The sequence below is a fragment of the Microbacterium hydrothermale genome (genome assembly GCF_004854025.1).
Classification (GTDB): domain Bacteria; phylum Actinomycetota; class Actinomycetes; order Actinomycetales; family Microbacteriaceae; genus Microbacterium; species Microbacterium hydrothermale.
The window spans coordinates 317926-330594 of sequence record NZ_STGM01000002.1; the positions used below are offsets into that span (position 1 = coordinate 317926).

15 protein-coding genes are annotated in these 12669 nt (G+C 72.5%); 5 read left to right on the forward strand and 10 right to left on the reverse strand.

Features of this window, described 5'->3' with window-relative positions; translation table 11 throughout:
* Positions 1–48: 48 nt before the first annotated feature.
* From FB047_RS05125 to FB047_RS05150, 6 genes are all read right to left on the reverse strand, one after another.
* Complete coding sequence (locus FB047_RS05125) at positions 49–1509, reverse strand: aldehyde dehydrogenase family protein (protein ID WP_136586449.1); 1461 nt, start codon at positions 1507–1509, stop codon at positions 49–51.
* 11 nt (positions 1510–1520) lie between these two features.
* The gene (locus FB047_RS05130; RefSeq protein ID WP_136586121.1) at positions 1521–2162 is read right to left on the reverse strand and encodes a class II aldolase/adducin family protein; all 642 of its coding nucleotides are present in this window, start codon (positions 2160–2162) and stop codon (positions 1521–1523) included.
* Entirely contained in the window at positions 2159–3088 is a 930-nt protein-coding gene (locus FB047_RS05135; protein ID WP_136586122.1) for a carbohydrate kinase family protein, read from the reverse strand. Before FB047_RS05135 ends, FB047_RS05130 begins: the two co-directional genes overlap by 4 nt.
* 144 nt (positions 3089–3232) lie before the next feature.
* Complete coding sequence (locus FB047_RS05140) at positions 3233–3598, reverse strand: fluoride efflux transporter FluC (protein WP_136586450.1); 366 nt, start codon at positions 3596–3598, stop codon at positions 3233–3235.
* 145 nt (positions 3599–3743) lie between these two features.
* Positions 3744–4709, reverse strand: a complete 966-nt coding sequence (locus FB047_RS05145) for a DNA topoisomerase IB (protein WP_136586123.1) — start codon at positions 4707–4709, stop codon at positions 3744–3746.
* A 5-nt stretch (positions 4710–4714) separates the two neighbouring features.
* Complete coding sequence (locus tag FB047_RS05150; protein WP_136586124.1) at positions 4715–4984, reverse strand: DUF7218 family protein; 270 nt, start codon at positions 4982–4984, stop codon at positions 4715–4717.
* Between the two features lie 240 nt (positions 4985–5224).
* Here FB047_RS05150 and FB047_RS16850 point away from each other — a divergent pair, with 240 nt between their 5' ends.
* The 3 genes from FB047_RS16850 (at position 5225) to FB047_RS05160 (ending at position 7103) form a co-directional block, all read left to right on the forward strand.
* On the forward strand, positions 5225–5389 hold the full coding sequence (locus FB047_RS16850) for a hypothetical protein (RefSeq protein ID WP_167494157.1): 165 nt from the start codon (positions 5225–5227) through the stop codon (positions 5387–5389).
* Between the two features lie 263 nt (positions 5390–5652).
* Entirely contained in the window at positions 5653–6498 is an 846-nt protein-coding gene (locus FB047_RS05155; protein ID WP_136586125.1) for a DUF4097 family beta strand repeat-containing protein, read from the forward strand.
* A complete protein-coding gene (locus FB047_RS05160) occupies positions 6498–7103 on the forward strand; it encodes a PadR family transcriptional regulator (RefSeq protein ID WP_136586126.1) in 606 nt (201 codons plus the stop codon). Before FB047_RS05155 ends, FB047_RS05160 begins: the two co-directional genes overlap by 1 nt.
* A gap of 4 nt (positions 7104–7107) precedes the next feature.
* Here FB047_RS05160 and FB047_RS05165 read toward each other — a convergent pair whose 3' ends face one another.
* A complete protein-coding gene (locus FB047_RS05165) occupies positions 7108–7623 on the reverse strand; it encodes a universal stress protein (protein ID WP_136586127.1) in 516 nt (171 codons plus the stop codon).
* A 157-nt stretch (positions 7624–7780) separates the two neighbouring features.
* On the opposite strand from FB047_RS05165, the gene FB047_RS05170 reads away from it, so the two are divergent.
* The gene (locus FB047_RS05170) at positions 7781–7963 is read left to right on the forward strand and encodes a DUF3073 family protein (RefSeq protein WP_136586128.1); all 183 of its coding nucleotides are present in this window, start codon (positions 7781–7783) and stop codon (positions 7961–7963) included.
* Between the two features lie 156 nt (positions 7964–8119).
* Here the strand turns inward: FB047_RS05170 and FB047_RS05175 are convergent, their stop codons facing one another.
* From FB047_RS05175 to purM, 3 genes are read right to left on the reverse strand one after another with little or no spacing between them, the layout of a single operon-like run.
* A complete protein-coding gene (locus FB047_RS05175) occupies positions 8120–9340 on the reverse strand; it encodes an MFS transporter (protein WP_136586129.1) in 1221 nt (406 codons plus the stop codon).
* Positions 9337–10812 (reverse strand): amidophosphoribosyltransferase, encoded by a 1476-nt coding sequence (gene purF / locus FB047_RS05180; protein ID WP_136586130.1) that lies wholly within the window; start codon positions 10810–10812, stop codon positions 9337–9339. Before purF ends, FB047_RS05175 begins: the two co-directional genes overlap by 4 nt.
* A 6-nt stretch (positions 10813–10818) precedes the next feature.
* The gene (purM, locus tag FB047_RS05185) at positions 10819–11961 is read right to left on the reverse strand and encodes a phosphoribosylformylglycinamidine cyclo-ligase (protein ID WP_136586131.1); all 1143 of its coding nucleotides are present in this window, start codon (positions 11959–11961) and stop codon (positions 10819–10821) included.
* Positions 11962–12054: 93 nt separating this feature from the next.
* On the opposite strand from purM, the gene FB047_RS05190 reads away from it, so the two are divergent.
* Positions 12055–12666, forward strand: coding sequence for a zinc-binding alcohol dehydrogenase (locus FB047_RS05190; protein WP_136586132.1), 612 nt, complete (start codon positions 12055–12057; stop codon positions 12664–12666).
* Positions 12667–12669 lie beyond the last annotated feature (3 nt).

The following is a 12669-nucleotide window of genomic DNA, read 5'->3' on the forward strand; positions in this document are numbered from 1 at the left end:
TTAGGGCAGCAGGCGGCGGCGCGGCCCCCGTGCGCCGGGCGCGCCGGCTCAGCCGAAGAGGACGCGGATGATGCGGTCGACCACGCGGTCGGTGCGCGCCGAGCGCCGCATGCTCGTCAGGGTCAGCGAGGGGAAGAGCCGCCGCGTCACGGCCTTGGCGGAGGCGAACTCGCGCAGCCCGTCGGCCCCGTGGATGCGCCCGAACCCCGAGTCCCCCACGCCCCCGAAGGGCAGCGCGGGAACCGCGGCGAACGAGATCACCGAGTTGATCGCGATCATCCCTCCCCGCAGGCGCAGAGCCAGTTCCCGCCCGCGTCGCCGCGAGAAGACGGCCCCCGACAGGCCGTAGCGCACGGCGTTGGCGCGCTCGATCGCCTCGTCCATGGAGGCCACGCGATTGACGACGAGGGTCGGCCCGAACGTCTCCTCGCGCACCGCGTCCGACGACTCGTCCACCCCCGTGAGCAGGACGGGCGGCACGACGGTGCCCGGCGGGGGCACGGAGCCGACCCGGATCGTGCCGCCGTGCGCCAGGGCGTCGGCGACGTGCGCGCGCACGACGTCGGCCTGGCGGGCCATCGTGAGCGGCCCGAGCCGCGCGTCGGCGTCCACGCCCGCTCGGAGCTCGCGCGTGCGCTCGACCACCGCCTCGAGGAAGCGGTCGTACACCCGCTCGTGCGCGTACACGCGCTCGATGCCGATGCACGTCTGCCCCGCGTTCGAGTACGCACCCCACACCGCCGCCTCCGCGGCGGCGTCGAGGTCGGCGTCCTCGTCGACGAGGAGCGCGTCCTTGCCTCCCGCCTCGATCACCACGGGCGTGAGCGTCTCGGCGCACGCCGCCATGACGAGCTTGCCGGTGGCGGTGGAGCCGGTGAAGGCGACCTTGCCGACCCCCGAACGGCACAGGGCGGCACCGGTCTCGCCCCGCCCCGTCACCACCGCGAACGCGTCGGGGTCGCCACCGGCGCGCACGAACGAACGCCGGAGCCAGGCGCCGACCGCCGGGGTGTACTCGCTGGGTTTGAACACCACCGCGTTGCCGGCGGCGAGCGCGTAGGCGATCGATCCCATCGGCGTGAAGACGGGGTAGTTCCAGGGGCCGATGACCCCCACCACGCCGTAGGGGACGTACCCGACGCTCGCCGACTGGTTGATCATGAGCAGCCCCGGGCGCACCCGCCGTCGCCGCAGCGTCCGGCGGGCGTGGGTCGCCGCCCACGCCAGGTGGTCGAGGGCGAGCATGATCTCGAGCCGCGCGTCGCCGGCGGGTTTGCCCGTCTCGGCGCGCACGAGCGCGATGAGGTCGTCGAGGTGCGCGACGATGTCGCGACGCCACGCCCGGAGGGTGCGGCGGCGTCCGTCGAACCCCTGCCGCCCCCATCGGCTCGCGGCCGCACGCGCGCGCTCCACGGTCGCGGCGACCGCGTCGGCGTCGTCGACCGGGAAGGTCGCGACGATCCGCCCGTCGAGCGGGCTGAGCGAGTCGAACGTCGGCGTCGTCGTCATGGCATCCATCGTCACAGCTCCCGCGTGCGGCCGTACCCGGTCGACACCGCCGCGGCGACGACCTCGGCCTGCTGGGCGGCGGTCAGCTCGGCCGGTTCGCCCACCGCGCGCGCCCGCAGGTAGATGTCGCATGCCCACTCCAGCAGCGCCGTGTTGACCACGGCGTCGGCGAGGTCGCGACCGGTGGTGACCGCGCCGTGGTGGGCGAGGATCACCGCGTTCGCGCTCGCCAGGGCCGCACCGGTGCGCGCCGCGAGTTCGGGCGAGCCGAACACCGCGAACGGCACCACGTCCACTTCTCCGCCGAGCGAGAGCTGCTGGTAGTGCACGCACGGCAGGCGGTCGCTCACCAGCGACAGCGCGACCGCCGCCGGTGCGTGCGTGTGCACGACCGCGCCCACCGCGTCGTCGGCGTAGGCGGCGCGGTGCAGGTCGAGCTCCGAGCTGGGCGCGAGACGACCCGCGACCACGCGCCGGTCGGCGTCGACGATCACGACGTCGTCGGCGACCGCGTCCGCGAAGACCACCCCGGTCGCCGTGATCGCGAGGCCGTCCGCGACGCGCACGCTGACGTTTCCGGCGGTGCCTTTGACCAGCCCCTGCGCGGCGAGTGAGCGGCAGGTCGCGGCGACCGCCTCGCGCACGTCGGTCATCGGGCGACCTCGCGCAGCAGGGCGTCGACGGATGCCGCGTCGTAGTCGCCGTTCGAGGTTCCGACCCCCGCCACCACCTGGGCGGCGACGGCGGAGCCGAAGCGCGCCGCCTCGGTCGCCGACGCGCCGCGGAGGCGGGCGAAGACGAACCCCGCGGAGAACGCGTCGCCGCCGCCGCTGGTGTCGACGGGGTCGGCGGGCACGATCGGTACGCGGGTGAGGTCGTCGCCCTCGACGAGCACGATGTCGTCTCCCCCGTCGGTGACGGCCACGATGCGGGCCCCCGCGGCGCTCAGCGCGCGGGCGGCGGCGGGCAGGTCGGCGGCACCGTTCCATCCGCGCGCCTGTTCGGCGTTGGGCAGCACGTAGTCGGCGTGCGCGAGCAGCGGCTCGATGAGGGGGTAGAACGCCGGTTCGCCGCCGATGAGGAAGTCCAGCGACGTCGTCGCGCCGTTCTCCCGCGCGTGGTCGAGGATCTCGATGACGTTCTCGGGTCCGAGCAGCTCGGGGGCTCCGACGTGCACGTGGTCGGCGGCGGCGAGCGCGTCCCAGGGCACGACGTCGGCGGCGAGGGCGTTCGCCCCGACCACGTGCAGGGCGGGGCGCGAGCCGTCGGAGCGGATGGGCAGGACGGATGCAGAGGTGGGCAGGGCGTCGGTGCGCAGGTGCGTCACGTCGACCCCGGCGTCGTGGAGCAGTCCCCGCAGCACGCGGCCCGCCACGTCGTCGCCGACCGCTCCGCAGGTGGCGACGTGCGCGCCGAGTTTGGCGAGCACGAGAGCGGTGCCGCCCGCGGGACCGGCTGCCGACATCACGATCTCGTCGACGAGGAGCGACCCCTGCGCCGGGGGGATCTCGTCGACGGGATGCACGATCGTGTCGAGCACGTGGGCTCCGAGCGTGACGATCTGGGGAGCGGCGTTCATCGTCGAACCTCCGGGTCGGGGCGCGGCGCGACGGCCCACGCCGAGTAAGTGGCACATTTGTACCACTTTCTCCCGTCGGCGACAACCACGAGGACGGCCGCGGGGGCGCCCCGAGAGCGCCGACCGAGACCCCGGGGGCGTTCCTCAGCTGCGCGCGCGCCCGCCGCGACCGATCAGCACGCCGCCCCACGCCGCGGCAGTGCCCACGACGACGGTCGCCACGCCCCACCACAGCAGCGCGAGATCGGCCGACTCCACGGCGAGGGCGCTGTAGGTGGTGAAGCCGCCCAGCACACCCGTCCCGACGAACAGCTGCACGCGCTGCGCGCGCGAGGACTCCGGCATCCGGGCCCTCCATCCGAACAGGATGCCGATCGCGAACGCCCCCACGACGTTGATGAGCGGCACGAGAGCCGAGCCGAGGTCGGCGCCGAGCGCGAGCGTGAGCCCCGCGCGGACGGCCGTACCGATCGCCCCGCCCGCGGCGACGAGGACCGCGTCACGCCACATGCTCACCGCGCCACCCTACGCCGCCGTCCCGCCCCGCGTCCGGTCGGCGCCCGCCCGTGCCACGCACCCCGGCCGAATGTCCACGACACCCGGACGGATTCCGAACGCGTCCGGGTGTCGTGGACACTCGATCGACGCAGCGGGCTCACTCCCCGAGGATGAGCCGCCGGATCGCGGCATCCTTCGACCCGCCGAGGTCCATCGTGCGCCCCCTGCGGTACAGCGCGAAGACGCGGGGGTCGATGTAGCTCGCCCGGGCGACCGCGGGAGTGTTGCCGAGCGCGTCGGCGGTGCACCGCACGGCCGCGAGTTCGACCTTCTTGCGCTCGTTCTTGCCCCCGACGGCCCCGGCCTTCGCGAGCGACTCGGCCGCGAGGATCGTGCCCCGCAGCGTCCGGAAGTCCTTCGCGCTGAACGGCCCACCGGTGAGCGCGCGCACGTAGGCGTTCACATCCCCCGGCGTGAGGGGAACGCGCCGACGTCCGCGCCGGTAGCTCAGCAGCGCCGCGCGCGAGCGGCCGAGAGCGAGCTCCTCGATGAGGGCGGCCAGCTCGGCGTCGTGCACGCGCAGGTCGGCGCGCTTGCCGCTCTTCGCCGGGAACGACAGGCGGATGAGATCGCCCTCGACCGTGGCATCCCTGCGCTGGAGGGTCGTGAGGCCGCGACTGCCGTTCGTGACGAAGTACCGCGCGTTCCCGACCCGGGGCGCGACGAGGTCGAGCAGGCGGAACGACACCGCCAGCACCCGCTCGCGGTCGATGTCGCTGCGGCGCAGCGACTGCGTCACACGGGCGCGCGCCCGCGGCAGGGTCTCGGCGAGGTCGAGAGCGCGCGAGAACTTGCCCTTGTCCTGCCGCTTCGACCAGTCGGCGTGGTACGTGTACTGGCGCCGCCCGGCTTCGTCGGTGCCGACGGCCTGGATGTGCGCGTTGGGCTCGCGCGCGATCCACACCTCGCGCCACGCCGGAGGGATGACGAGACCGCGCGCGCGTTCGGCGTCGCGCTCGGGCACGGCCGCCCCGGTGTGGTCGACGAAGCGGAAACCCGATCCGGAGCGCACCCGGCGATAGCCCGGGTCTTCGTAGGGCCGGACGCGGACGAGCCTCGCCATGCGCGTCAGTGCGAGCGGAGCATGTCGATCAGCTCCGCCTTCTTCTTGCCCGAGTAGCCGGTGATGCCGAGTTCCTTCGCGCGCTTCTTCAGCTCGTCGACGGTGCGGTCCTCGTAGTCCTCCGCGTGACCGCCCCTCTCGCCGACGGTGTCGCGCCCCTGCGCCGCGGCGGCGTTCGAGATGCGGGCCGCCTTCTCCTTCGAGTCGCCCTTCTTGCGCAGCTCCTCGTACATCTCGGGGTCTTTGAGGCTGCTGGACCCACGTCCCTGGGGCATGATCGACTCCTTCCCGTCGCGGAGTCCGACGCTACGCCGCGGGCGCGGCGCCGCGCCCGCGGGTTGACATCCGCGCGGATAACAGCCGGTTTCACGCAGCGTCAACCCCACTGACCGCGGCCCTCGACGGTGACAGCGTGGACATCAGCCACCCGTTGCGCCGCCTGCTCGTCGCAGAGCGGAGCGGGTGGATGACCTCGCCAGGTCCCGCGCTCCGGCGCGGGAAAGAAGGAGCCCCCCGTGAACATCTTCCTGATCATCATCATCGCCGCCGCGATCGTCATCGCCATCTTCAGCGGACTCGGCCAGGCGGCCAGCTTCTTGTTGTGGATCGCGATCATCGTCGGCCTCATCGCCCTCATCGTGCTGCTGTTCCGCCTCATCAGCGGTCGCAAGCCCGTCTGACCCCATCGAGCGGACGACGCGTTTCGGGTGCGCGTCGACCTCGATTCCCGGCGGGATCTCCCGCCCCGGATGCCACGTCCTCCTCGAGGGCGTGGCATCCGTCGTCTTCGCCCGTCGCGATCCCTTCGACAGGCTCAGGGACCTCCGGGGGAGGCGCCGATCACGGGGCGGCTGAGCCCCCGGGCGCGCTCTCCTCTTGACGAACTCGAGATATATCGCGACACTCGACCCAACGCGATATATCGCGAGTGAGGAGACCCCACATGGAGAAATGGATCATCCATCCCGGCGAGACGCGCGTCATCGACGTCGCCGGACTGCGCGAGCTGAAGATCGGCCTCGTCGGCGGCCAGGTCGACGTGATCGCCCACGACGAGACCGACGCCCGCATCGAGGTGCACGGCGTCACGGTCAAGGATCTGCGCATCGAGATGGTCGAGGGCCGTCTCGAGATCGACCACCCTCAGCTGCGGTGGGACAACTTCCTCGAGGTGTTCCGCAACTTCGGCGCGGGTGGCCCCAAGGCCGAGATCAGCGTCGCCGTGCCGCGCACCGTCGCGCTGACCCTGGGGGTCGTGAGCGCCAGCGCCCTCGTGTCGGGCCTTCGCACCGACGTGCGCCTGAACACCGTGTCGGGCGACATCATCGTCGACGGCCTGGAGGGCGACGTCGACCTGAATGCCGTCTCCGGAGACCTCCAGGTGCGCGAGCTCGACGGCTCGCTGAGCGCCAACAGCGTCTCGGGCGACGTCGCCGCCACCGGCCGCATCGCCAAGGCGTCGATCGACACCGTCTCGGGAGCGATGCTGGTCGACTCGAGCGGCGAGACCCAGTCGATCTCGCTGAACTCCGTCAGCGGCACCGCGACCATCCGCCTCGACCGCGCCCTCCCGGCGAACTACGTCTCGCGCTCGGTCAGCGGCCGCGTGCAGATCGACGGGATCGTGCGCTCCGGCAAGGGCCCCACCACCTACACGGGGTCGACGGGCACCCTCGCGGGGAGCTTCGTCGACGTGCGCGCCAACACCGTCTCGGGCGAGATCACCGTGCTGCGCCGCGGCATCTCGGGCCTGCGCCCCGAAGAACTCGCCGGAGAGGAGGAGTGGTGATGAGCCCCGTCTTCTCGCACGGCGACCTCCGCCTGTACATCCTCAGCCTGCTCGACGAGGCACCCCGCCACGGCTACGACCTCATGCAGGCCCTGTCGGAACGCACCGGCGGCACGTACTCCCCGTCGGCCGGAACGATCTACCCGCGCCTGTCGAAGCTCGAAGAAGAAGGCCTGGTGACCAAGACCGTCGACGGGCGCAAGACCGTCTACGAGATCACGGATGCCGGCCGCGCCGAGGTCGCGCAGCGCGCGGGCGACCTGGAGGGCATTCAGGCGGGGCTCGCCGACAGCGTGCGTCTGATCGCCGACGAGGTGCGCGGGAGCGTGCGGGATGCGATGCGGAGCCTCCGCGCCGACCTCGCGGCCGCCTCGCGCGAGGAACGCGAGCACGCCACCGCGACCCCCGCCGACGACGCCCGCGCGCGCAGCCGCGAGCAGCTGTCGCGGGCCGACGCGGCGATCACCGAGTTCCGCGGACGCGTGCGTTCGGAACTGCGCGCGCACGTCGCCCGCGGCGGCGAGCTGTCGGCATCCGGGGTCGACGGGATCGAGGAGGCGCTGCGCCGCGCCTCGGACGCCGTCACCCACGCCCTGCGCGGGTAGGGCGTCACGCCCAGGGCAGCTCCTCGTCGGCGGCGGCCGGTTCTCCGAGCGGAACGACGAGGACCGGCCGGCGCTGCCGATGACTCAGCCGCGCGGCGACGGAACCGGTGAGGAATTCGCGGAACGACTCCCCGATGCCGCGCTTGCGGGTGCCCACCACGAGCAGGGCCGCGTCGACCTGATCGGCGAGCTGGATGAGGGCGAGTGCGGGGTCGCCGATCACCTGCCGGACGCTCCACTCGACGTCGTGGCCGGCGAGCGCCTCACCCGCCGCTCGGCGCACCTCGTCGAGCGCGGCCTTCGAGGCCGCACCCGCGACATCGACCGTCGAGGAGTGCACGTACCCGTCGGGATCCTCGAACGCGACGAAGCGCGTGGTGTCGACGTGGGCGACGATCAGCGGCGCCTTCGACAGCGCGGCGTAGCGGGCCGCCTCCCGCACGACCCGTGACGACTGTCCCGGAACGACACCGGCGATCACCGCGCCGGGCGCGGCTTCGGGGCGGGGCTGATCGGTCATGACTGCTCCTGTCGCGACGGGCGCTCTCCCGAGCCCGCGACGGCTCGGCCGGAATGCGCCGTGATATCCTGGCTGTTACTCTTACCGGCTCGGTCCGGAACCGCAATACGCAGGGCTCGCACAGCGGCCCTCGACGTCGATCGTGAGGGGGTCTCGCATGGGGCGTGGCCGTCAGAAGGCGAAGAACACCAAGATCGCCCGTGAGCTGAAGTACGACACCTACTCGGTGAACTACTCGGCCCTCGAGCGCGAGCTGGGCGCACCCGCGGCGGGTGAAGACGCCTACGTCGACAAGTGGGCCGACCAGTACGCCGACGAATACGAAGACGAGAAGGCCTGACGCCTCTCGCTCGTCCGCGCACCCGCTGACGCCTCTGCGGCGACCGGGTGGGCACGAGTCGTTCTCGTCGACCCTCGATGTCGAGCGGCGGTGACGTGATCGTCACCGCCGTTCTTTCGTCCCGGGGTGGGCGACGCCCCTGAGTGGGGCGGGTCGTCACCAGGGGCGTCCGGTACGCCTCTCCCACGCGTCCTCGATCGTCTCGCGCCGCGCGACGATCAGCCCCGCGGGCACGGCGCACGCGATCGCCGCGCCGAGCACGACGAGGGCCGCGACCCATCCCCCGGTCAGTTCGTGCGTGAGGCCGATCGCCAGCGGCATGAGGGCGGCGAGCGCGTAGCCCGCGCTCTGCACCAGTCCGCTCAGCGCGACCGCCGTCTCGTGCCCGCGCGTGCGCAACCCGAACAGCACCAGCACGAGGGGGAAGAGCAGGGGCGGGATGCCGATCAGCACGACCCACAGCACCGTCGCCGCCGTGGGGGCCACGAGCAGGCCCGCCACCCCGGTGAGACCGGCGATGACCGCGACGGCGTAGAACGGCGTCGTCCGCCCGATCCTCTGCACGAGCAGGGGGACGAGGAGCGAGACCGGCAGGCCCATGAACGAGAACAGCGCGAGCAGTCCCCCGGCCTCGGCGGCGTCGACGCCCGCCACGTCGACCAGCAGGGGCGGCAGCCAGGCGAACATGCCGTACGCGACGGCGGAGTTCACCGCGAACGTCAGCACGAGCGCCCACGTCTGCGGCACCCGCACGATGCGCGACAGCACGGAGGTGCGCGGCTCCTCGACGAGGTCGACGCGTGCGGCCCGCGCCCGCAGACTCATGAGGATCCAGGGCACGACGGCGGCGAGGGCCACCACCGCCCACGTCGCGAACGATCCGCGCCAGCCCACGGCGTCGGCCAGCGGCACCGCGACCAGCGGCGGAGTGAACGTCGCGACGGCCATCGTCGTCGTGTAGACGGTGGTCATCAGCCCGATTCGCTCGGGGAAGTACTTCTTCACGGCCGCCGGGATCAGCACGTTGGCCACCCCCACCGCCGCGAACACCCCGGCCGTCGCGGCCAGGAGCGTCCACGCGTCGACCGCGGCGGCCCGCAGCCCGAGCATGACGGCGGCGACCACCGCCGCGACCAGCACGCTGCGCTCGAGACCGAGGCGGCGTTCGATCGCGGGGGCGACCATTCCGGCCAGGGCGAACGCCACCGGCGGCGCCATGCCGATCAGGCCCACGACCGCCGCCGGCAGGGCGAAGTCGCGGTCGATGACGTCGAGCAACGGCGACAGCGAGGCCACCGCGATCCGCAGCGTCAGCGCCAGCAGGACGATGGCCGACGCGGCCAGCGCCAGCGTCCCCGCCGGTCTCGGCGGGGTCAAGACTCCTGGCTGCCCTCGACCCAGGCGAGGTACTCCTCCGACACGGTGCCCGTGACGTAGCGGCCGTCGAAGCAGCTCATGTCGAGGTCGACCAGGTCGGTGCCCTCCATGATCGCGGCCTTCAGGTCCTCGACCTCCTGGTACACCAGGTAGTCGCAGCCGAGCTCCTCGGCGATCTCGGGGATCGTGCGCCCGTGGGCCACCAGCTCGTGACGCGAGGGCATGTTGATGCCGTACACGTGCGGGTAGCGCACGGGAGGCGCGGCCGAGGCGAACGTCACGCTCTTGGCTCCGGCATCCCGGGCCATCTGGATGATCTCGCGGCTCGTGGTGCCGCGCACGATCGAGTCGTCGACGAGGAGCACGTTCTTGCCCTGGAACTCCGTCGACATCGCGTTGAGCTTCTGGCGCACGCTCTTCTTGCGCACCGCCTGACCGGGCATGATGAACGTCCGGCCGACGTAGCGGTTCTTGTAGAAGCCCTCGCGGTACTCGATCCCGAGCTTGCGGGCGACCTGCATGGCCGCCGGACGCGCGGAGTCGGGGATCGGCATGACCACGTCGATGGCCCCGGCGGGCGTGTACTTCGCGACCGTGTCGGCGAGGCGCTCGCCCATGCGCAGACGCGTCTCGTACACCGAGACGCCGTTCATGACCGAGTCGGGACGCGCGAGGTAGACGTACTCGAACGAGCACGGCGCGAGCATCGTGGTCTTCGCGCACTGCTGCGCGTGCAGGGTGCCGTCGAGGCTGATGAACACGGCCTCACCGGGCTCGACGTCGCGCACGACCTCGAAGCCCGCGTTCTCGAGCACGAGCGACTCGGAGGCCACGATCCACTCGTCGCGCAGCTCGCCGCCCGGAACGGTCGCGGCGGGACGCTTGCCGAGGATGAGCGGGCGGATGCCGAAGGGGTCGCGGAACGCGAGCAGCCCGTACCCGGCGATCAGGGCGATCGAGGCGTACGACCCCTCGACGCGCTCGTGCACGCGAGCGACCGCGCGGAAGACCTGGTCGGGGTCGAGGTCGGGACCGGTGATCTCGGACTGCAGCTCGGAGCCGAGGATGTTGACGAGCAGTTCGGTGTCGCTGCTGGTGTTGAGGTGGCGACGGTCCTTGCTGAACAGCTCCCGCGTGAGCTCGCGGGTGTTGGTCAGGTTGCCGTTGTGCACGAGCACGATGCCGTAGGGGGCGTTGACGTAGAAGGGCTGCGCCTCTTCTTCGTTGGATGCCGTCCCCTTGGTCGCGTACCGCACGTGCCCGAGGCCGATGTCGCCGAGGAGGGCCCGCATGTCGCGCGTGCGGAACGCCTCGCGCACCTGCCCCCGGGCCTTGTGGATGTGGAACACCCCGCTGGACTCGGCCGTGGCCATGCCCGTGGAGTCCTGCCCCCGGTGCTGGAGGAGGAGGAGCGCGTCGTAGATCTCCTGGTTGACCGGGCCCTGCCCGGCCATGCCGACGATGCCGCACATGGGGTGTTAGTTCGCTCCGTTCGCCGGGTGACCGGCATCCGCGTAGGTTCCGACCAGGCGCACGGCACCGCCGTCGACGCCCTTCGCGCCCTGCTCGTACTCGCCCTCGGGCCGGGCGCCGTCACGCACGACGCCGACCTGCCAGGTGGCGATGCCGTCGGCCTGCAGCGCCGCGGTCGCGGCATCCGCGATCTCGGGCGAGACCACGGCGAGGAAGCCGATGCCGAGGTTCCAGGTGCCCTCGGTCGCGGTGAGGTCGAGGCCGCCCAGATCGGCGAGCACCCGGAACACCGGCGACGGGCTCCACGTCGAGCGGTCGACGTCGACCCACGTGTCCTGCGGCAGCACGCGCGCGAGGTTCGCGGCGATGCCGCCGCCGGTGACGTGGCTGAGCGAGTGGATGCCGGAGCCGACCGCCGCGTCGTCGAGCAGGCGCAGCAGCGGGGAGGTGTACAGGCGCGTGGGCTCGAGCAGCGCCTCGCCCCACGTGCCGCCGAGGTCGGCGGAGGCCGAGCCGTAGGCGATACCCGCGCCGGTGATGATGTGGCGCACGAGCGAGTAGCCGTTGGAGTGCAGGCCGCTCGAGGCGAGCGCGAGCACGACGTCGCCGCTGCGGACGCGATCGGCGCCGAGCACGCGGTCGGCCTCGACGACGCCGGTCGCCGCTCCCGCGACGTCGTAGTCGTCGATGCCGAGCAGACCGGGGTGCTCGGCCGTCTCGCCGCCGACGAGCGCGGTGCCGGTCATGGCGCAGCCGCGCGCGATGCCCGCGACGATGTCGGCGATGCGCTGCGGCACGACCTTGCCGCACGCGATGTAGTCGGTCATGAACAGGGGCCGCGCCCCGACCACGACGATGTCGTCGACGACCATGCCGACGAGGTCTTCGCCGATCGTGTCGTGCTTGTCGATGGCCTGAGCGATCGCGACCTTGGTTCCGACGCCGTCGGTGCTCGTCGCGAGCAGCGGCTTGGCGTAGTCGCGAAGGGCGGAGGCGTCGAAGAGGCCGGCGAAGCCGCCGACCCCGCCCAGCACCTCGGGACCGTGCGTGCGGCGCACGGCCGACTTCATCAGTTCGACGGCGAGATCTCCGGCGGCGGTATCGACGCCTGCGGCGGAGTACGGGTTTTCGTGGGGAGCGGAGGCCACCGCAACAGACTACCCGGGGCGGACACGCGCGGGTGTCCGGCAGGGTCCGCAAGGCCCGGCCCCGAGCCCGCCCCGCCTCCCTACAATGGCGCCATGACGGGCGGCCAGCCGGAATGGGTGATCCGCGAAGACGCGGCGCAACCGGTGCTCGTCGCGCTCTACCTGCGTCAGGTGCTCGGCATCCGCTCTCCCGAGGAGCTGCCCGCCCTCCGCCGCGTCCCTCCGCCGCTCGTCGACGAGCGCACGGATGCCGCGCACGAACTGCTCGAGCGCGAGTGGCGCAGCTACTGGGCGCTGACCGTGGAACCGCAGGCGCATCCCTCGCCCGTGCCGCTCGAGCTGGTCGACGGTTTCGGCACGCTCGTCGCACTCCCGGTCGAGGGCGCCGATGCCCTGCGCGCCGCGATCGGCCGCCACGCCGACGACGCCGTCGACTTCGCGCGCCTCGCCCACGACCGTTACGCGCGGGAGTCCGCGGCGCGACCGGGGGTGTCGTACCGCGCCTACGCGAGCGCGATCGCCGCACACGAGCGGGTGGTCGGTCGACGGGCCCATTCGTTCGAGCTGAACGTGCAGGTGCTCCCGCTCGCTCAGCGGGGCGTGTGGTGGATCGGCTCCCTCACCGTCGCGGTGACCGACGGTCTGCGCAGCGACGTGGTCGCGTTCGACACCGCGATCCACCCGATCATCGCCGAGCTGGCGTGAGGG